At 68.4% G+C, this 18,630-nt stretch carries 17 protein-coding genes; 6 read left to right on the plus strand and 11 right to left on the minus strand.

All coding sequences use genetic code 11. From position 1 onward, the window contains the following. Positions 1-36 precede the first annotated feature (36 nt). The 9 genes from B9Y82_RS09830 to B9Y82_RS09870 all read right to left on the minus strand — a co-directional run bounded on the left by B9Y82_RS09830 (position 37) and on the right by B9Y82_RS09870 (position 11,119). Positions 37-795, minus strand: a complete 759-nt coding sequence (locus B9Y82_RS09830; protein WP_100472884.1) for a 2,3-dihydro-2,3-dihydroxybenzoate dehydrogenase — start codon at positions 793-795, stop codon at positions 37-39. Then, positions 786-4,676 (minus strand): enterobactin synthase subunit F, encoded by a 3,891-nt coding sequence (locus B9Y82_RS09835; protein ID WP_100472887.1) that lies wholly within the window; start codon positions 4,674-4,676, stop codon positions 786-788. Before B9Y82_RS09835 ends, B9Y82_RS09830 begins: the two co-directional genes overlap by 10 nt. Next, positions 4,673-4,930, minus strand: a complete 258-nt coding sequence (locus tag B9Y82_RS09840; protein WP_100472890.1) for a phosphopantetheine-binding protein — start codon at positions 4,928-4,930, stop codon at positions 4,673-4,675. Before B9Y82_RS09840 ends, B9Y82_RS09835 begins: the two co-directional genes overlap by 4 nt. Beyond that, positions 4,930-5,562 (minus strand): isochorismatase family protein, encoded by a 633-nt coding sequence (locus tag B9Y82_RS09845; protein WP_100472893.1) that lies wholly within the window; start codon positions 5,560-5,562, stop codon positions 4,930-4,932. Before B9Y82_RS09845 ends, B9Y82_RS09840 begins: the two co-directional genes overlap by 1 nt. Beyond that, positions 5,562-7,214: a (2,3-dihydroxybenzoyl)adenylate synthase gene (locus B9Y82_RS09850; protein ID WP_100472896.1), complete on the minus strand. Its 1,653-nt coding sequence runs from the start codon at positions 7,212-7,214 to the stop codon at positions 5,562-5,564. The genes B9Y82_RS09845 and B9Y82_RS09850 overlap by 1 nt, the downstream gene beginning before the upstream one ends. Continuing rightward, positions 7,211-8,404, minus strand: a complete 1,194-nt coding sequence (locus B9Y82_RS09855; protein ID WP_100472899.1) for an isochorismate synthase — start codon at positions 8,402-8,404, stop codon at positions 7,211-7,213. The genes B9Y82_RS09850 and B9Y82_RS09855 overlap by 4 nt, the downstream gene beginning before the upstream one ends. Continuing rightward, complete coding sequence (locus tag B9Y82_RS09860; protein WP_100472902.1) at positions 8,401-9,597, minus strand: MFS transporter; 1,197 nt, start codon at positions 9,595-9,597, stop codon at positions 8,401-8,403. Before B9Y82_RS09860 ends, B9Y82_RS09855 begins: the two co-directional genes overlap by 4 nt. Before the next feature lie 151 nt (positions 9,598-9,748). Further along, the gene (locus tag B9Y82_RS09865) at positions 9,749-10,060 is read right to left on the minus strand and encodes a DUF3817 domain-containing protein (RefSeq protein ID WP_032129991.1); all 312 of its coding nucleotides are present in this window, start codon (positions 10,058-10,060) and stop codon (positions 9,749-9,751) included. 123 nt (positions 10,061-10,183) lie between these two features. Beyond that, a complete protein-coding gene (locus tag B9Y82_RS09870; protein ID WP_100472905.1) occupies positions 10,184-11,119 on the minus strand; it encodes a TIGR03571 family LLM class oxidoreductase in 936 nt (311 codons plus the stop codon). A 66-nt stretch (positions 11,120-11,185) separates the two neighbouring features. On the opposite strand from B9Y82_RS09870, the gene B9Y82_RS09875 reads away from it, so the two are divergent. The 5 genes from B9Y82_RS09875 to B9Y82_RS09895 all read left to right on the plus strand — a co-directional run bounded on the left by B9Y82_RS09875 (position 11,186) and on the right by B9Y82_RS09895 (position 15,477). After that, on the plus strand, positions 11,186-11,635 hold the full coding sequence (locus tag B9Y82_RS09875; protein WP_100472908.1) for a GNAT family N-acetyltransferase: 450 nt from the start codon (positions 11,186-11,188) through the stop codon (positions 11,633-11,635). Between the two features lie 119 nt (positions 11,636-11,754). Further along, complete coding sequence (locus B9Y82_RS09880) at positions 11,755-13,275, plus strand: thioredoxin family protein (protein WP_100472911.1); 1,521 nt, start codon at positions 11,755-11,757, stop codon at positions 13,273-13,275. A gap of 665 nt (positions 13,276-13,940) precedes the next feature. Then, positions 13,941-14,570: a superoxide dismutase gene (locus tag B9Y82_RS09885; protein WP_100472914.1), complete on the plus strand. Its 630-nt coding sequence runs from the start codon at positions 13,941-13,943 to the stop codon at positions 14,568-14,570. Next, complete coding sequence (locus tag B9Y82_RS09890) at positions 14,567-15,145, plus strand: flavin reductase family protein (RefSeq protein WP_100472917.1); 579 nt, start codon at positions 14,567-14,569, stop codon at positions 15,143-15,145. The genes B9Y82_RS09885 and B9Y82_RS09890 overlap by 4 nt, the downstream gene beginning before the upstream one ends. Further along, positions 15,142-15,477 carry a tetratricopeptide repeat protein gene (locus B9Y82_RS09895; protein WP_100472919.1) on the plus strand — a complete coding sequence of 112 codons (336 nt, stop codon included), beginning with the start codon at positions 15,142-15,144 and terminating at the stop codon, positions 15,475-15,477. Before B9Y82_RS09890 ends, B9Y82_RS09895 begins: the two co-directional genes overlap by 4 nt. A 5-nt stretch (positions 15,478-15,482) precedes the next feature. Here the strand turns inward: B9Y82_RS09895 and B9Y82_RS09900 are convergent, their stop codons facing one another. Further along, a complete protein-coding gene (locus tag B9Y82_RS09900) occupies positions 15,483-16,631 on the minus strand; it encodes a fatty acid desaturase family protein (protein WP_075677930.1) in 1,149 nt (382 codons plus the stop codon). Between the two features lie 11 nt (positions 16,632-16,642). Then, positions 16,643-17,713, minus strand: a complete 1,071-nt coding sequence (locus B9Y82_RS09905; protein WP_202908123.1) for a ferredoxin reductase — start codon at positions 17,711-17,713, stop codon at positions 16,643-16,645. Between the two features lie 92 nt (positions 17,714-17,805). On the opposite strand from B9Y82_RS09905, the gene fabR reads away from it, so the two are divergent. Beyond that, a complete protein-coding gene (gene fabR, locus B9Y82_RS09910; RefSeq protein ID WP_100472925.1) occupies positions 17,806-18,462 on the plus strand; it encodes an HTH-type transcriptional repressor FabR in 657 nt (218 codons plus the stop codon). The last annotated feature ends 168 nt before the right edge of the window (positions 18,463-18,630 follow it).

The following is an 18,630-nucleotide window of genomic DNA, read 5'->3' on the forward strand; positions in this document are numbered from 1 at the left end:
CCGGCACCATGGGTTGCCTCCCGGCATTGGCAGACCTCAGCCGCGCAGGGTAGCGCCGCCGTCCACGTACAGGTCGCTCATCGCCACGTGCCCGGCCTGCTCGGAGAGCAGGAACATCACCGAGTGCGCGACATCCTCCGGGGTGGCCAGCTTGCGCAGCGGGATGCCGGCCTTGTAGGTCTCCGGGCTGCCGGCGATCACCCGCTCTGCCCCATGCTCGTCCTGCCACATGCCGGTCTGCATCGGGGTCAGCGTTGAACCCGGGGCGACGATGTTGCAGCGAATGCCGAGTGGCGCCAGTTCCAGCCCGAGGCAGCGGGTGAACATCGTGGCGGCGGCCTTGGACGCGGCATAGGCCGCCATGCCGTGCCGTGGCACGCCGGCCGCATTCGAACTGACGGTGACGATCGCGCCGTGCCGTCGTGGTGACATGACCCGCGCCAGCGCACGCCCGACATGGAACACGCCATCGGCGTTGACCGCGAACACCTGGCGCCAATCGGCATCGGTGGTGCCGGCCACCTCGCCCACGTGCAGCACCCCGGCCACGCTGGCGGCGAGGCCGATCGGCCCGATGCTGGCTTCTACACGATCCACCAGCGCGTCCACCGCCACGCTGTCGGTCACATCGAGCGCAAACGCCTGCACACGTGCGTCTGCTACCACGGGCGCCTCGCAATCGGTCGCCACCACCGTGCAGCCAGCCTCGGCCAGCAAGCGAACCAGCGCCTCGCCGATACCGCCCGCAGCGCCGGTCACCAGTGCCACGCGACCCCCAAAGCCGGTCAACTGCATGTTGCGATCTCCTGTTGCTCATCCCAGTGGCGCAGGCGCGCCGACAACCACGGCGCCAGTTGCGCCACCGCATCGCGGCCGGTCAGCTCGGCGTGCAGGAACGGTAGTTCCAGTGCCTGCACCCTGAGTGCGTGTGCGCGCCACAACGCCGATTGCAGCTGCGGCCGCGCCTGATGGTCGCGACCCGCGCGCACATGCACCAACGTGCCGTCGAACGGCCGATGATGATGCTCCCGGATCAAGCGATTGGTACCGGTCACTGCACGCACCACCCCATCCAGCACGACATCGGGCAGGCTGCCGAGCGCACTGCCGCCACGGCGCAGGAAGGCGAGGATGCGCTCACGGCTGTCCAGCTCCGGATGCGCGTCGGGGTCATGCCCGGCAATCGCCAGAAGGGCGCGCAGTGCTGCGATAGGATCGGGTTCCGGCTCGGCGCGCCACACTTCGCTGGGGTAGGCATCCAGCAGCACCAGTTCACCGACCTCACGACCAATCTCATGCAGGCGCACCGCCATCGCCTGGGCGAGGATGCCGCCCACCGACCAGCCCAGCAGGTGCACCGGTCCCTTCGGCTGCAATGCGACCACGCGCTGCACGTAGTCGTTGGCCATGGCTTCGATGCTGGGCGGCAACGGCTGCTTCGGATCCAGCGCGGGCGACTGCAGGCCGTATACCGCGCGCGTCGGCTGCAGGGCCCGCGCCAGACTGCGATAGTTCCAGGCAATGCCGCCAGCCGGGTGCAGTACGAACAAGGGCGCCAGCTCGGCCGCATCGGTCGCGGCCAACGAGATCACCGGCCCCAACGCGTGATCGGCCAGCGCCGGTGGTTCGGCGATGTGCGTCGCCAGTGCGGCCACGGTCGGCTGTGCGAACAAGGCGCCCAGGCCCAGATCGCAGCGCCAGCGCTGTTCGATGGCCAGCAGCAGGTGCACTGCCGACAGCGAGTCGCCGCCGAGGTTGAAGAAGTCCGCATCCACCGCCACCGGTGATTCGCGGCCCAGCGCCTGTGCGAACAGCACGGCCAGTTCCTGTTCGAGCGGCGTGCGCGGCGCCAGCCCAGCAAGCTCGTTCTGCGGCGGCTTCGGCAAGGCGTTGCGGTCGAGCTTGCCGTTGGCGGTCACCGGCCAATGATCCACGGCAACGAACGCCGACGGCATCATGTAGTCCGGCACGCGTGTGGCCAGATGGCTGCGCAGCACGCTGGCGTCTGCCAGCGCGGACGGCACATAGGCGACCAGCCGGGCATCACCGGGTGCGTCCTGGCGCAGCAGCACTTCCACCCGCTCCATGCCCGGCAGCTCACGCAGCGCCGCCTCGATCTCCCCCAGTTCGATGCGCAGGCCACGCAGCTTTACCTGGTGATCGCTGCGGCCCAGGTATTCGACTGCGCCATCGCTGCGCCAACGCGCTACGTCGCCAGTGCGGTAGATGCGCTCACCCGGCAGGAAGGGATCGGCCAGGAAGCGTTCGGCGGTCAGGTCATCGCGACCCAGATAGCCACGCGCCAACTGCACGCCCCCAAGGTAGAGGTCGCCAGCCACGCCCACCGGCAGCGGCTGCATCCGCGCGTCCAGTACGTACAGGCGGGTATTCCAGACCGGGAAACCGATCGGTACCGGCCGTGCGCGATCCTGCGCCGAGGCCGGCCAGTAGCTCACGTCTACTGCTGCTTCGGTCGGGCCATACAGGTTGTGCAGCTCGGCATGCACGCGCCCGTGGAAACGATCGCGCAGCGACGCGTCCAGCGCCTCACCACTGGTGAACACGCGCCGCAGCTGCAGGCCTTCGGAGGCCGGTGCAGAGAGGAAGGCATCCAGCATCGACGGCACGAAGTGCGCCGTGGTGATGCGATGGGCCTGGATCAGTCGCGCCAGCTCTGTGGGATCCCGATGTGCATCCGGCCCGGCGATCACCAGCGTGGCCCCGCACAGCAGCGGCAGGAAGAATTCCCAGACCGAGACATCGAAGGTCGCCGGTGTCTTCTGCAACACCCGGTCGTCGGCACGGATGCCGTAGTGCTCGCGCATCCACAGCAGGCGGTTGACGATGGCGCGGTGCTCGATGACCACGCCCTTTGGCTCCCCGGTGGAACCGGAGGTATAGATCACATAGGCTGCATCGCTGGGCGCCGGATCGGCCCATGGTGCCGCGAAACTCAGCGCGGTCCACTGCTTGGGTGCGAGCACCGGTACGCCGGCCATGCGCTTCGACACGTCCGCCGCTGCCAGCACGCAGGCCGGTCGTGCCGAGGCAAGGATGCGGGCCAGGCGTTCGTCAGGATGGGCCAGATCCAGCGGCAGGTAGGCGGCACCGGCACGCAGCACCGCCACCAGCGCGATCACCAGTTCCAGCGAGCGCGGCAGCGCCACCGCCACCACACTGCCCGGGCCGACGCCCATCGCGCGCAGCTGCGCGGCAAGTGCGAAGCTGCGCGCTTCCAGCGTTGCGTGATCCAGCGCGGCGTCGCCGAACACCAGCGCGGGTGCCTGTGGATCGCGGTCCATGCCCTGTTGCAGCAGCTCGACCAGCGTGGTCTGCGGCAATGCATGCGCGGTGGCATTGAAACCGTGCACCACCTGCTGCGCTTCTTCAACGGTGGCCAGCGGCACCGCCGCGATGTCTTCAGCCTCAAGCGCCGCCGACACAAAATGCAGCAGCCGCGCCGCGTGCGCCTGCACATCCTGGCGGCTGTAGAGCGCGGGATTGGCTTCAATCTCCAGGTCCAGCAGGCGCTGGCCGTCACCACGGAAGCCCAGCGTCAGATCGTCAACCGGCCCGGTGCACAGCACCTCCAGCGTGGCCTGCACCCCCGGCATGGCCAGCGGCGTGTAGAACGGCTGCACGTTCACCAGCGGCCCATGCAGCCGTTGCTGCGCGCCCACCAGGCCCAGGTCACGGCGCAACTGCTCACCACGATAGCGGCCGTGCTTGCGGCCCTGGCTGAGTTGCCGGCCCAATGCCCGGGTAAACGCCTCGACACTGCCCTCGCCGGCCGCCACCCGCAGCGGCAGCACGTTCATCACCATTGCCGGAACGCGCGCCGATGCGTTGCCGAGCCGGCCCATATAGGGCACGCCCAGCACCACTTCATCGGTGGCGCTCATTCGTCGCAGATACTCGGCAGACAGTGCGGCCAGTACATCCGGCCACGGCTGCAACCAATGCACCGAGGCCTGCAGCAGCTGTTCACGGAACCCGGCATCCAGCGGCTGTACCCAGCGCAGCGCATCGTCGCTGGCCGCCATGGTGCCCGCCAGGCCCACGCCTGCCGGCGCCCCCTGCAACTGTTCGCGCCACCAGTGTCCGGCCTGCGCACGGCGCGGATCGGCACGGTACGCGGCATCATCGGCGAGCACTCCCGCCAAGGCGGGCAGTGCCTCACCACCACGCCCTGCGTACAACGCGCAGACGCGATCGGTGAACAGTGCCATGCCATAGCCATCGGCGGCCAGGTGATGCACGCGCAGATACCAGACCCAGCGCTGCCCGCCCAGATCGAACAACACCTGCTGGCTGATACGGTCGCGGGTCGGATCGACCGCGCTGAGCCGGTCGGCCTGCATCAGGGCGCGCGCCGCCGACGCCGGGTCGGCCTCGCTGGATAGATCACGTAGCGACAGCAGCGGCACATGCGCCGGATCACGCCACTGCAGCGGCTGACCGTCGGCTCCCTCGGCAAAGCGCAGTGCGAAGGCCTGGGCTTCGCCCGCCGCTTGGTCTGCCGCGGCAGCGAACGCGGCCACATCCAGCGGGCCGTCGATCCACAGCGCATGCGCGGTATTGAACGATGGATTGCCCGGTGCCAGCCGCTGCGCGAACCACAGTCCGGCCTGGGCCTCGGTCAATGCCACCGGCGTGGCCAGCGCGGCGGCGTTCATGCGTTCTGCGCGGCCTGCAGCTTCTGCACCACACCCCACCACTGGCGCAGCGTGGTGTGCTCGGCCAGCTGCGAGAACTCCAGCGGCAGACCGGTGTTGCCCCAGGCCAGGACCAGGCCGAGCATGCGCATCGAATCCAGGTCCAGGTCGATCAGGTTGTCGTCGTCACCGATCTCGGCCGGCGTGCATTCCAGCACCCGCGCCACGTCTGCACGCATCCGCTCCAGATCCAGCACCTCAGCCGTGGCCGCCATCACAGCACCTCCAGCAGCTGATCCGAGGTCATCGGCACGCCACAGGTGCGTGCGATCCAGTGCAGCGCCTGATCGTGGTCGGCGCGCGAGAAATCCGCCACCGCGTCAGCTGCGATGAACGCCTCGATGTCACGCTGGAAGGCTTCGACCACGGTGGCAGTGCAGCCGATATGCGCGTACACGCCGGTCACCAGCAGCTGGTCGCGGCCACGCACCCGCATCAGTGTTTCCAGGTTGCTGCGCTGGAACGCGCTGTAGCGGTGCTTCACCAGCACGTGCTCGCCAGGTTGCGGTGCCAGCGCCTCGATGATCGGCTCATGATCGGCACTGCGGCGCATGCCCGGCCCCCACAGGTCGGCCTGCAGGCCACGGTCGCGGCGATCCTGGTCGCCCTGCTGGGCGGTGTAGAACACCGGAATGCCATGTGCGCGGCAATGCGCCAGCAGGCGCGCGATGTTGTCCACCGCGGGCCGCAACGGCGCGTTCCCGGCGTCGAATGCGGCCAGGAAGTAGCGCTGCATGTCATGCACCAGCAGTGCGACACGATCGCGCTGCGGGCGCCACGGGCCGCGCGCCTGCGGCAGTTCGGCAGCGGTCGGCAAGGGATAGTGGGTGATGCGGGGCAGCGCCATCAGCGCGTTCCTCCTGTCTGTTGCAGATGACGCGCACGCAGCTGCGCGCGCAGTTCGCGGCGGCTGATCTTGCCGACCGCAGTGGTATCGAAACTTTCGACGAACACGACCTGGTCCGGCACCTTGAAGGCGGCCAGGCCGCGCGTGCGCATCCAGGCCTTCAGTGCAGGTGCCTTGATCGGCTCACCCTGCTGGATCACGAACGCGCAGCTGCGCTCACCGAGATACTCGTCGGGAATGGAGACCACGGCGGCGTCGAACACGCCCGGGTGCGCCAGCAGATGGTCTTCGATCTCCTCGGCGGAAATCTTCTCGCCCGCCCGGTTGATATGGTCACCGGCGCGGCCCTGCACCACCAGGTAGCCACCGGGCAGCTGCTGCACACGGTCGCCGGTGCGGTAGAAGCCGTCGTTGGTGAACGAACGCGCATTGGCCACCGCATCGTTGTGGTAGCCACGGATGGTGTACGGGCCGCGGGTCAGCAGATGGCCTACTTCACCTTCGCGCACCGGCTGATCGTGGTCATCGACCACGCGCACCTCGTCATCCGGGCTGATCGGCCGGCCCTGGCAGGCCACGATCAGTTCCTCCGGATCGTCCAGGCGAGTGTAGTTGACCAGCCCCTCGGCCATGCCGAACACCTGCTGCAAGGTGCAGCGCAGGCCGTCGATCACGCGCCGTGCCGCTTCCGGCACCAGTTTGGCACCGCCCACCTGCAGCACCTGCAGGCTGGACAGATCGTGTGGGGTGGTCGCCGCCGCCTGTGCCCACAACAGCGCCAAGGGCGGCACCAGGCCACAGCAGGTCACCTTCTCGCGGGCGATCAGCGGGAAGGCCGCATCCGGTCCGGGGCCGGGGCTTAGCACTACGCGGGCGCCGGCATACAGCGCACCGAAGAAGCCGGGCGAACTCATCGGGAAGTTGTGCGCGGCCGGCAGCGCGACCAGGTACACGCTGTCGCGGTCGATGCCGCAGAGGTCATTGCTGGCACGGAACGAATAGATGTAGTCGTCGTGGGTGCGTGGGATCAGCTTGGACAGCCCGGTGCTGCCACCGGAGATCTGCAGGAACGCCACCGACTGCGGATCCGGATCGGCCGGCAGCTCGCTGCGGTCGCCCTGCAGTGACTCCAGCGCGATGAATTCCGCGGCACCGCCATCGATCACCACATAGCGAACCGACGGCACCTCCGCCTGCAGCGCCCGCGCCAGCCCGCGATGATCGAAGCCATCGTGCAGGTCGGTAGTGATGTAGGCACTGGCCTCGGCCTTGTTGGCGAAGTGCACCAGCTCGGTGATGCGGTGCGCAGGCAGCGCATACACCGGCACCAGCCCGGCACGGAACAGCCCGCATACCGTGGTGATGAACCCGGCGGTGTTGCCCAGCTGCACCAGCACCCGTTCGCCTGGCTGCAGGCCGAGCGCCAGCAGGCCGGCGCCGATGCGACCGGCTTCGTGCCACAGCTGCGCATAGCTCAGGCGTACATCGCCGGCGACCACTGCGATGTCATCGGCGTAGCGTTCCGCGCGTTGGCGCAGGAATGCCGGGAAGGTTTCGCCACGCCAATGACCGGCCTCGCGATAGCGCGCCACCAGCTCATCAGGCCATACCTGCTGCAGTGGCAAGCGGGAAGTATCAGCGGAGGTATTCATACGGCAGGCTCGATGGCGGGCGCGGCGTCATGGACGCCCAGCGCGTTCAACAGGGCAGCGAACTTCGCTGCGGTTTCGGCGACCTCGGCCTCGGGCGCTGAGTCGGCGACGATGCCGGCGCCGGCGTACAGACGCAGCTGCGTGCCCTGCAGCCGTGCGCAGCGGATCGCCACGTACCAGTCGCCATCACCCTGTGCATCCAGCCAGCCGACCGCGCCAGCGTAGAAACCACGCGGCACCGGCTCCAGCTCACGGATGCGCTGCAGTGCCGCCAAGCGCGGTGTCCCGCAGACCGCCGGTGTGGGATGCAGTTGCGCCAGCAGCTCGGCCGCCGTTGTTTGCGGATCCTTCAGGGTCGCGTGGATGCGGGTACCCAGGTGCCACATGCTGGCAGTCGCATGCAGCGCCGGCCGCGGCTGTGCATCGATGTGGCTGCAGTACGGCGCCAGGCCTTCGACGATGGCTTCGACCACGTGGCGATGCTCGTCATGGTCCTTGCGCGAGGCCAGCAGCGCCTGCGCGGCACGCTCGTCTTCGACGGCATCGGCGCTGCGGCGCGCGGACCCGGCCAGCGGGTGCGACAGCAGCTGCACGCCACGCTTGCGCAGCAGCAGCTCCGGCGTTGCCCCGACCAGCCAGGCCGGCGCCTGCCCCAGTTCGACCGGCAACGGCACCGCATAGGTGGCCACCGAGGGATCCGCACCCAACCGTGCCAGCAGCACCTCCGGCGAAAGCGCCTGCCGGGTGCGGGCCAGCAGGCTGCGTGCCAGCACCACCTTGTGCAGGTCCTGTTCGGGCGCGCGCAGCGCGCTCACGGCTGCGGCAACCGCGCCGGCATAGTCCTGCGCTGCGGGCTCGGCCTGCAGCGCCCCCTCCAGCGGCGGCGCCGCCTGTGGCTGCAGCGGCAACGCCGACAGCAGCCGCTCGGGCTGGTACAGCGCGTCGTCGGCACGCGGCTCGAACGGCACCGCGCCCACCAGCAGGCCCGGGCCGCCACGCTGCTGGGCGAAGAACTCCGCAACCCGCTCGGCCAGGGTTGCCAGTGCGCCACCGGGCAGCGTCGCCCGGCAACCACGTGCGTGCACATGCTGGCCAGCATGCTGCAGCAGGAACAGCGACGCATCGTCGGTGTTCTCCAGCGCCGCCGGCGCAGCCTCCGGCCACGCCGCCTGCATCAGGGAATCGTTCATGGGGTCTCCTTCATGCGATGCACTGCGGCCAGCGCGCACAGCAACAGCAGCAGCGTGCCGACCAGCAGGTATGGCAGGCTGGGCCCGCCGCGATACAACAGCGTGCCGAGCATCGGCCCGGCCACCATGCCCAGGCCCTGCGCGGCAGCAACGGTGCCCGCAGCCGCACCCTGCTCGTGCGCTTCCACCGCGTCCGCGGCCAGCGCCTGGAACGAGGGGAATACGAAGCCCATGCCGAACGCGGCCAGCGCGTACGCCGCCGGCAACTGCCAGCCCTGCTGCACGCCCGCTACCGAAGCAAAGCCGATTCCGGAAACGAGGGCGCCGAGCACGATCCAGCGGCGTGGATGCACGTCCAGTTTCATCACCAGCGCCTGCGCCAGGATCAGTCCGACGCCAACCGCGGTAAGTGCGATGCCGGCCATGCGTGCACCCGCAGCTGCATCCAGGCCAAGGCGATCAATCGCGAAAAAACCCACCGTCACCTGTGCGATGGTCACCGAGATCATGGCAATGAATGCAGCCAACTGTGGCAGGCGCAAGCGTGGGTCGAGACGGCGCATCGGCGCGCGCCGCTGCGTTCCGCCGCCGGCCACTGGTGGCGTGGCCGGCAGCCGCCAGGCCAGCAATGCCAGCGCCAGCAGCGGCAGCACGGCGGCCACATACAGCGCCAATGACAGGTTCGTATAGGCCAGCCAACCCGCGGCAGCCGGCCCCAGCACCATGCCCAATGCGTTGGCACTACCCAGCCGGGCGAGGAAATTGGCACGCTGTCCGGTCGGCGCCTTGTCGGCAATCAGCGCGGCAGCAGTGGGCGGCACCGCCGCGTAGAACAGGCCAATCAGGCCACGCGCACCGACCAGCACCAGCACCGATACCAGTACCGGCGGCACCGCCTGCAGGGCGACGTCGATGAACACCGCCAGCGCGATGTAGACCACGGTGTACGCGCTCATCGCCAACATCAGCACGCGCTTGCGGCCGATGCGGTCGCTGAGCTGGCCCCACGGACGGGCAGCCAGCATCCACAGCACGCCGGCGGCGGTGACCGACAGGCCGGCATGCCACTCGGACAGACCGAGCATGCGGACCACCGGGCCGATCACAGCGACGAAGGACATCATCGCCATGGTGCCGATCAGGGCAGCCAACACCAGCGCCGGCAAGCCGGGAACGACGGGACGTGCGTGCATGGAACACCAGCCGTAACAGGAAAGGATGGCCGGGCGCACCTGCGCCCCGCCCGGCACCGGCCCTGTTCAGGACTGGATGCCGCCCTTAAATGATAACGGCTCGTATTTGCATTTGATACCCATTCTCTTGAATGGGCGTGCAACAGTGGGTTCAGCGCATTGCACGCAGGCCCAGCAGGCCGCGGCGCTTGAACCACCATTCCAGCGGCAGCGTCACCAGCGGCGGGATGGCCGCCAGCAGGGCCAGCGCGCTCGCCCACCACGGCCAGCGCAGACGCACCGCCGCGAACAGGGTGACCGCCACATAGACCAGGAACGCCACGCCGTGCAGCGGGCCGAACAGCTTCACCAACGCCACGTTGGCCATGGGGCCGTACTTCATCCACATGCCGATGAGCAGGCCGGCCCAGGTCACGGCCTCGATGAAAGCGACCGCCGCGAACAGGCGTCCGGTCGGGTGCATGGGGGAACGTTGGGTCACGCGGGGCTCCGGCATCGGGATATCAAATGCGAATGATACGCAGATGCGAACGTTCCGGACACCGCCGGGTAGCGCCGGGTAGCGCCGGGCCACCAAGGTGGACACCTACCGGAGCATATGCGGCAGCACCTGCTCCCCGATCTCGCGCAGCACCGCGTCCATCGGCCGCCCGGTGTCGACCAGGTTGAACATCACATGCGCCACGCCCTGCGCATGCACGCGCATCAGATAGGCGCGCAGACCGTCGCGGCCGACCTTCAGGCCCAGCGGCAACGGCTCGGCTGGCGCCTGCGGATCCGCCTGCAGGTCCAGCAGCATCGACTGCACGAACGGCTTGCCTGGCCCACTGCGCTGCCCCAGCGCCTGCTGCCACAGGCCGATGCGCCCTTCCTGTGCGGCCTCCTCGCGGTGATACGTGGCCCAGCCCTCGGCTTCGCGCGCGATCCACTGCAGGCTCTGCCGCGCGGTACCCACAACCAGCATCGGGATGCGCGTGGCCGGCGCCGGCAGCACATCAAAGCCACCGGTCGCCTGCAGCACTGTCGCCCGTTCCCCGGCATCGGGTGACAGTGCGGCGCGCAGCAGCGACCAGCGCTCGCGGAACGTGGCCGCCCTCCCCTCCAGATCCTCGCCGAACGCCGCGAACTCCTCCGGGCGGTCACCCGAACCCAGGCCCAGTACGAAGCGCCCGTCACTGATCCGGTCCAGGCTCAAGGCCGACTTCGCCACCTGCAGCGGTTGCCGCAGCGGCAGCACAATGGCCGCGCTGCCGACCACGATGCGCTCGGTCGCGGCGGCCAGCATGCCCAGCCACAGGAACGGGTCATCCAGTGCGCTCGCTGTCGCATCCGGGCCCTGCGGTACCATCAACGGCACGTCGCGCGTCCACAACGCGGCAAAGCCCAGGTCATCGGCCAGCCGTGCAATGCGCCGCGCCTCGCGCGGATCGGCCAGCCCATGCGCCGCAACGGGCGTCATCAGGCCCAGGCTCAGTCCTTGTTGCGGAAACAACGAAGCGTAGGCGGGATTGAATTCACTCATGCCGCCAGCTTAGCGTGCAGGTACCTGGCGACGATGACACGCCACACACCACAGGAAGAACGCTGCATGCCGAAGATCCGTCCCGCTCATGCCGATGACCTGCCTGCGATCAGTACGCTGTGCCTGGCCGCGTTCAACGAGGCAGTGGCGCCGACGCTCGGCGCTGCCGGCATTGCCACGTTCGGCAGTGTCGCTGCAGCGGATGCGTTCGCTGTGCGCCTGCAGGGTGACAACCACATCCTGGTGGCCGAGCAGGACGGCCTCATCGTCGGCGTGATCGAACTGAAGGAAGGCCGGCATCTGGCGATGCTGTTCGTCGATCCCGCCTGCCAGGGCCAGGGCATCGGCCATGCGCTGTTCGAGGCGGTGCTGCCGCAGGTGCGCGAACCGGTGCTGACCGTGCGCGCATCCCTCAATGCAGTGCCGACCTACCTCCGCTATGGCTTCGTGCTGGATGGTGATGTAGGCGAGTTCAATGGTCTGGTGTATCAGCAGATGGTGCGGGCAACGGCCTGAAGGCAACTGCCCTGCAATGCGCGCCGGCCGTCATGCCCTGCAGCACGCCCGTCATAAGCAAACTGAATCAGCGCCTGCGCCGGCCGTTCCTACAATGGCCTGTCACCCCGCCCTTCGAGATGCTGCCGATGCGCGTCGCGCTTTCCGTGTTGCTGCTGGCTTCGGCGCTGAGCGCCTGCACCCCGGCCCCGGTTTCCACCGCCAACTCCGCCGAGGCGCCCGCACCGGCCAAGGGAATCGCCTGGCGCCAGGGCGACGTCGATGATGCCTTCGCCGAGGCCGCCGACAGCGGCAAGCCGGTGCTGCTGTACTGGGGCGCCGTCTGGTGCCCACCGTGCAACCAGCTCAAGGCCGGCCTGTTCAAGGACCCGGCGTTCATCGCGCTGACCAGCAAGTTCGTGCCGGTCTACCTGGATGGCGACGAGGAAGGCGCGCAGGCCTGGGGCGAGCGCTTCGGCGTGCGCGGCTACCCGACGCTGATCGTGCTGGACCCGCAGCGCAACGAAATCACCCGCGTGGCCGGTGGCAATGACGCCGCCGAACTGACCCGGGCCCTGACCGTGGCTGCAGGCCGCCGCAGTGCTGTTGCTGCCACCCTGGCTACCGCATTGGCTACACCGGGCTCACTGGCCACCGAAGATTGGCAGGTGCTGGGCGATTACGGCTGGGAGGTCGACGCCAATCGCCTGGCCGGCGAGCGCAACAGCCAGGACGTGCTGCGCCAGCTGTCCAAGGCCGCACCCGGCGCCGCCCTGCAGCGCCGTTTCGCCCTTCTTGCCCTGGCTACAGCCGAAAAGCCCGATGCCTCGCCCACCGAAGTGCGCGAACTGCTGCAGGCCGTGCTGGCGCAACCTGCGGAGGTCCGTCGCAACCGCGAGCTGCTGGGCTATGCCGGCGCCAAACTCGTGAAGCAGGCCAGCGCAGGCCCGGCCACGTCCAATACACTGGGCCAGCAGCTGCTGGTCGCACTGGAGCGCGCCGATGCCGAACGCGGCGACCGCGCCGACGATGCGTTGTCGCGTGCGTTGACCGAAGTATCGCTGGCCCGCCAGCAGCAGCCAAAGGGCGTGTTGCCGGCCGCGCTGGTGGAACGGGTGAAGCAGCTCGTGGCCGCTGCCGATGCCGCCGCCACCGATGCGCATGCACGCCAGGCCACCATCAGCAGTGCGGTCTATGCCCTGCGCGAGGTCGGCGACGACACGGGGGCAGAGGCGCTGTTGCTGGCCGAGCTGAAGCGCAGCGAACAGCCGTACTACTACATGCCCGAACTGGCCGAACTGGCCGAGCAGCGCGGCGACACCGCCGGTGCGCTGGCGTGGCTGAAGCGCGCCTACGATGGCGCGCAGGGCCCGGCCACCCGCGTGCAGTGGGGCGTGCTCTACGTGGAAGGCCTGCTCAAGCTGGCGCCGGACGATGCACCGCGCATCGAGCAGGCCACCGCCTCGTTGATTGCCGAGCTTGAGGCACAACCGTCGGGCTATCACCAGCGTACCCGCCAGCGTTTCGAGCGCCTGGCCGGGCAGCTGAAGGCGTGGAGCAGCAAGCACCGGGGCGCAGAGACACTGGCACGACTGCAGCAGCGGATGCAGCAGGCATGCGGTGAACAGGTGGATGGTGCCTGCAAGGACTGGTTGAGCTGAGTTGATGAAAGCGCTGGCGGCTGGTTCGCCTGCCGGCGCTTTTGTTGATCCGTGTGGGAGGGGGCGGGGGCCGCTGGCCAGGACACGCAAAAGCCCCTCCATGGTGCTCGATGGCGCCATCCTTGGCGCCAACGGTCCTGTCCAGCGGCCCCCGCCCCCTCCTGACAGTTTCCTGCGAGCGCGGGCAGCGCATCAACGCGCCGGTGAGGTTCGAAAAGCGGGTTCTGGTAGTGCCGGCCGCTGGCCGGCAACCCGACCTTCGCTGATTGCCGGCCAGCGGCCGGCACTACCACGTCGCTTCTGCTCCTGCCTTTGACTCCGTCTCCGCGCCAGCGCAGGGAGCTGTCCTGCAGGGGCTGATGGGTCAGCGCAGGACCGTTGGCGCCATGGATGGCGCCATCGAGCCCCCATGGGTGAGGGCGCTTTGCTTGCGAAGCACTGCTTCGCAAGCGCCCGAACGCACAGCCGCCAGCGGCTGGGCCGGACCGCGGAGCGGGGTTAACGGCGTGTCCTGCGCTGGCCCATCAGCCCCTGCCTGCCAGGAAGAATCAAGGCGACGAACGCGCAAGCATTTCAATCCCGCCCCTTGACCTCAACCAATGTTGAGGTGCGATAACAATCTCCCCACGGCCAGCCCGCTGGCCTTCCCCACGGAGATTGCTTCGATGCCTTACTCGCTTCCCCCGCTCCCTTACGCCTATGACGCCCTCGAGCCGCACTTCGATGCGCGCACGATGGAAATCCACCACAGCAAGCACCACCAGACCTACGTCAACAACCTCAATGCCGCCATCGAGCAGGCCGGCCTGGCTGCGCAACCGGTCGAGGCGCTGATCGCCAACCTCGATGCCGTGCCCGAGGCGCAGCGTGGCGCAGTCCGCAACAACGGCGGTGGCCACGCCAACCACAGCCTGTTCTGGACCGTGCTCGGCGCCAACGGCGGCACGCCCGATGATGAGCTGGCCGCCGCCATCGACCGCGACCTCGGCAGCTTCGATGCCTTCAAGGACGCCTTCACCAAGGCCGCACAGACCCGCTTCGGCAGCGGCTGGGCCTGGCTGACCAGTGATCGCGCTGGCCGCCTGCAGGTCGAAAGCAGTGCCAACCAGGACAGCCCGCTGATGGGTGCAGCCGTCGGCCTGTCCGGCAATACCCCGATCCTCGCACTGGACGTCTGGGAGCACGCCTACTACCTGCACTACCAGAACCGTCGCCCGGACTACATCGGTGCGTTCTTCAACATCATCAACTGGGCCGAGGTCGGCCGGCGCTACCGCCAGGCCCGGGCCTCATGAGCGGTGAGACACTGCCGTACGCCGGGCCGTGGGCGGGGGTATTCCCTGCCCCGGCCCCGGTGCCGTCGGTCGAGATGCCGCCGCGTGCCTTGCGGCGGTTGCTCGGCCATTTCCCTACCGGCGTGGCCATCGTCTGCGCACGCGATGCGCAGGGAAAGCCGGTCGGCCTGACCATCAATTCGTTCGTACCGGTGTCGCTGCAGCCGCCACTGGTGCTGTGGAACCTGGCGTTGCATGCACAGAGCCTGTCCACCTTCCAGCGTGCCACCCGCTTTGCGATCAGCGTGCTGGCAGCCGATCAGGAGGGGCTGGCACGGCGCTTCGCCGATCCGCAGGTACGCAACCGCTTCGACGACCTGCCACTGCTGGACGACGACGAAGAGGCACCGCCGCGCATTGCCGGTGCGGTGGCCCATCTCACCTGCACCCGCCACGCGCAGTGGCCGGTGGGCGATCACCTGTTGCTGGCCGGCCGCATCATCGAGGTCAACGAGAACGGCGGCGCGCCGCTGCTGTTCCATCGTGGCCGCTTCCAGCCCGGCCCGGCCGAGCTGCTTGTGGAGGTGCGCGGATGAACATCGAGGCTCTGGAATGCATGCTTGCCAGCGGCAAGGACGGCGCGCTGCTGCGCTTCGGCCTGGGCAAGGGCTGGCTGGATGCCGGCAACCCGGTGCGCGCGGCCACCCATCTGGGCCGCTGCGTGGTGCTTGATCCGCAGTACTCGGCGGCGTGGAAGCTGCTGGGCAAAGCCTGGCTGGCCAGTGGCCAACCGCAGGCGGCACGCGAGGCCTGGCAACGCGGCCTGAGCGTGGCCGGCAGCAAGGGCGACCAGCAGGCACGCAAGGAAATGCAGGTGTTCCTGCGACGCCTGGACCGCGATCAAGCGGCCCTGGCGAAAGCGGGCTGAGCCGATCAGCCCGCGTTGGCCGATGCCGGTGCGGACATGATGTCCGACATCGGCAGGCGGCGTGGCTTGCTCGGGAACGCGTGGCGCAGGATGCGCCAGACCACCTGGCCGAACTGGCGCGGCAGCGACCCGTTGTTGTAGTGCTGGCCGTAGCGGCGGCAGATGTCCTTCACTTCCTTGGCAATGGCCGCATAGCGGTTGGCCGGCAGGTCCGGGTAGAAGTGGTGCTCGATCTGGTGGCTGAGGTTGCCCGACAGCACGTTGATCAGGAAGCCACCACTGATGTTGGACGAACCGCGCAGCTGGCGCAGGTACCAGTGTCCACGCGATTCATTGCGCAGGCACTCCTTCGGGAAGGTCTCCGATTCGGCGGTGAAGTGGCCGCAGAAGATGATCACGTAGGTCCAGATGTTGCGCAGGCCATTGGCCACCAGGTTGCCCAGCATCACGGTGAGGAAGAACGGGCCGGCCAGCAGCGGGAAGAACACGTAGTCCTTCAGCACCTGGCGCAGCATCTTGCGCGCCACCGGGCGGGTCTGCAGCCACATCGCACGCGCACTCATGCGGCCCTTCAGCCAGCGGCCCAGGCGCAGGTCCTGCGCAGCCACGCCCCACTGGAACAGCAGTGCGAAGATCGGCGCGATGATCGGCTGCAGCAGGTAGAACGGCTTCCAGCGCTGTTCCGGGAAGATCCGCAGCAGGCCGTAGCCGATGTCATCGTCCATGCCACGCACGTTGGTGTAGGTGTGGTGGCGGAAATTGTGGGTCTTGCGCCAGTTGTCGGCAGTGGCAACGATGTCCCACTCGTAGGTGTTGCCGTTGAGCTTGGGGTCGCCGGTCCAGTCGAACTGGCCGTGCATCACGTTGTGGCCCAGCTCCATGTTCTCCAGGATCTTCGACAGCGCCAGCAGCAGCGTGCCGGTGATCGCGGCCGGCCACAGCAGCGGCATCCAGAACAGTGGCGAGAACGCCGCCAGGAACAACAGGCCACGGCCACCCACGCCGAACCAGCGCACGGCGGCGGCCACGCGGCGGATGTAACGGGTATCGGAGGCACCGAGGCTGCCGATCACACGGTCGCGGATCGCGTCGAGTTCCTCACCGAAGGCATGCATCTCGGCAGTACTCAGGGCACGGTCGGTAGCGCGGGTCATGGCAGGCGTCCTCAGAGATCCAGGGTCAGGTCGGTGGTCGGTGCGCTCACGCAGATCCGCACCGGCTGCGCCGATCCGGATTGCAGGGCGCCGGTGCGCAGGTGGCGGGTGGCGCCACTGACGCGGTCACAGCTGCAGGTGTTGCAGATGCCCATGCGGCAGCCGTGCCTGGGCTTGATGCCATGGGCTTCCAGGCTTTCCAGCAACGAGCTGCCGCGCGGCACGCTCAGCTGGCGGCCACTGCGGGCCAACGTCAGCACCACCTCGCCTTCGCTGCTGGCGTCGTTCAGGGGCGCTGGCGGAGTGAACGCTTCTGCCTGGAAACCCGCGACCTGGTGCGCCAGGCGTTCGCGCGCAGCGGCAACGAATCCATTCGGGCCACAGGCCAGTACATGGCGCTGCGCCAGCGGCGTGTCATCGCCGGTTACCTGCAGGTCGTGGGTATCGATGCGTGCGGCGGGTACATCGCCTTCGCGGGTGGTCAACAGGTGCACGCGCAGGTTCGGCTGGCTCGCGGCCAGCGCCTGCAGTTCATCACGGAACTGCAGGTGGGCGGAACTGCGCTCCCAGTAGAAAAGATCCACGGGCGCGGCCAGCGGGCGCTGGCAAGCCTCGCGCAGCAGGCTGCGCATCGGCGTGATGCCACTGCCGGCGGCCAACAACAGCGCCGGCGCCGCCGCCGGCAACTGGAATTCACCGAACGCAGCCCCCAGGCGGAACAACTCGCCCGGCTGCGCATGGTGGACCAGATGCTGGCTGACCCGGCCGCCATCGACCGCCTTGACGGTGAGCGCCAGCTCGCGCCGCCCCAACGCGGTGGGGCTGTAGCTGCGCTGCCACAGGCGTCCTTCAATCTCTACACCCAGGGTGACGTGCTGGCCGGCGCGCATGCCGGCCCAGTGCCGGTTGGTGCGCAGGACCAGGGTCGACGCGACGTCGCCGGCCGGCTCACGCCGGACCAGGCGGGCCACCGGCTCATGCAGGGTCCACAGGGGATTGAGCTGGCCCGCCCAGAAATCGAACAGCGACGGCGAGACCCAGCGGTACGGAGAGAACAGGGACGGACGGACGACAGCGCTCATGGGCGAACTATACGGGCGCACATACACCTGTGTATACATGTGTATATTGAACCGGATTGGGTATGATTCAGCCTGGCCCCACCGGAACCCCCATGGCCGCCGCCACCGCCTTGTCGACGCCCGAAGATGCCAACAGCCCGGCCCGCCGTACGGTGAGCCGCGAGGATCTGCTGGCCGCCGCCCTGAAACTGATCGGGCCGCACCGCAGCCTGTCCACGCTCAGCCTGCGCGAAGTGGCACGTGAGGCCGGCATCGCGCCGAACAGCTTCTACCGGCAGTTCCGCGACATGGACGAACTGGCCGTGGCGCTGATCGATGCCGCCGGCCGCTCGCTGCGCACCATCATCGGCGAGGCCCGCCAGCGCGCCACCTCTACCGCCAGCAGCGTCGTGCGGGTCTCGGTGGAGACCTTCATGGAACAGTTGCGCGCCGACGACAAGCTGCTGCACGTGCTGCTGCGCGAGGGCGCGGTCGGCTCGGACGACTTCAAGCACGCGGTCGAACGCGAGCTGCACTATTTCGAGGAAGAGCTGCAGCACGACCTCGTGCGCCTGGCCGCGCTGGATGGCGCCGTGCTGCATGCCCCGGAACTGGTGGCCAAGGCCATCACCCGGCTGGTGTTCGCGATGGGCGCCACTGCCATGGACCTGCCGCCTGAGAAGGATCCGGAGCTGGTCGAGCAGATCTCCACGATGATCCGCATGATCATCGTCGGCGCGCGCACTCCCGCCGCATTCCGCCGCGGCTGACGATCCGCTCCAGGGTCGGATCCCTTTCCAAAGGAAAGGGCCCTGACCCCGTCCCCCTGCACCACACGGCAACGCCATCCTCCGTGCATGACCACCGGCAGGGTTGCGGCTGCCTTATGTAATGTTATAACACTCGCATGATCCGCCTGGATGGTGCTCCTCACCAAA

Origin of the sequence: Stenotrophomonas maltophilia, assembly GCF_002799155.1 — a bacterium.
Lineage (GTDB): Bacteria > Pseudomonadota > Gammaproteobacteria > Xanthomonadales > Xanthomonadaceae > Stenotrophomonas > Stenotrophomonas maltophilia_R.

What these genes read in the sequence shown, in the direction of transcription:
- B9Y82_RS09885 (WP_100472914.1), top strand. Translation starts at nt 13,941, where the DNA reads ATGCCTTACTCGCTTCCCCCGCTCCCTTACGCCTATGACGCCCTCGAG.
- B9Y82_RS09865 (WP_032129991.1), bottom strand. Translation starts at nt 10,060, where the DNA reads ATGCACCCGACCGGACGCCTGTTCGCGGCGGTCGCTTTCATCGAGGCC.
- B9Y82_RS09860 (WP_100472902.1), bottom strand. Translation starts at nt 9,597, where the DNA reads ATGCACGCACGTCCCGTCGTTCCCGGCTTGCCGGCGCTGGTGTTGGCT.
- B9Y82_RS09875 (WP_100472908.1), top strand. Translation starts at nt 11,186, where the DNA reads ATGCCGAAGATCCGTCCCGCTCATGCCGATGACCTGCCTGCGATCAGT.
- B9Y82_RS09850 (WP_100472896.1), bottom strand. Translation starts at nt 7,214, where the DNA reads ATGAATACCTCCGCTGATACTTCCCGCTTGCCACTGCAGCAGGTATGG.
- B9Y82_RS09870 (WP_100472905.1), bottom strand. Translation starts at nt 11,119, where the DNA reads ATGAGTGAATTCAATCCCGCCTACGCTTCGTTGTTTCCGCAACAAGGA.
- B9Y82_RS09880 (WP_100472911.1), top strand. Translation starts at nt 11,755, where the DNA reads ATGCTGCCGATGCGCGTCGCGCTTTCCGTGTTGCTGCTGGCTTCGGCG.
- B9Y82_RS09895 (WP_100472919.1), top strand. Translation starts at nt 15,142, where the DNA reads ATGAACATCGAGGCTCTGGAATGCATGCTTGCCAGCGGCAAGGACGGC.
- B9Y82_RS09900 (WP_075677930.1), bottom strand. Translation starts at nt 16,631, where the DNA reads ATGACCCGCGCTACCGACCGTGCCCTGAGTACTGCCGAGATGCATGCC.
- B9Y82_RS09890 (WP_100472917.1), top strand. Translation starts at nt 14,567, where the DNA reads ATGAGCGGTGAGACACTGCCGTACGCCGGGCCGTGGGCGGGGGTATTC.
- fabR (WP_100472925.1), top strand. Translation starts at nt 17,806, where the DNA reads ATGGCCGCCGCCACCGCCTTGTCGACGCCCGAAGATGCCAACAGCCCG.
- B9Y82_RS09845 (WP_100472893.1), bottom strand. Translation starts at nt 5,562, where the DNA reads ATGGCGCTGCCCCGCATCACCCACTATCCCTTGCCGACCGCTGCCGAA.
- B9Y82_RS09840 (WP_100472890.1), bottom strand. Translation starts at nt 4,930, where the DNA reads ATGGCGGCCACGGCTGAGGTGCTGGATCTGGAGCGGATGCGTGCAGAC.
- B9Y82_RS09905 (WP_202908123.1), bottom strand. Translation starts at nt 17,713, where the DNA reads ATGAGCGCTGTCGTCCGTCCGTCCCTGTTCTCTCCGTACCGCTGGGTC.
- B9Y82_RS09855 (WP_100472899.1), bottom strand. Translation starts at nt 8,404, where the DNA reads ATGAACGATTCCCTGATGCAGGCGGCGTGGCCGGAGGCTGCGCCGGCG.
- B9Y82_RS09830 (WP_100472884.1), bottom strand. Translation starts at nt 795, where the DNA reads ATGCAGTTGACCGGCTTTGGGGGTCGCGTGGCACTGGTGACCGGCGCT.
- B9Y82_RS09835 (WP_100472887.1), bottom strand. Translation starts at nt 4,676, where the DNA reads ATGAACGCCGCCGCGCTGGCCACGCCGGTGGCATTGACCGAGGCCCAG.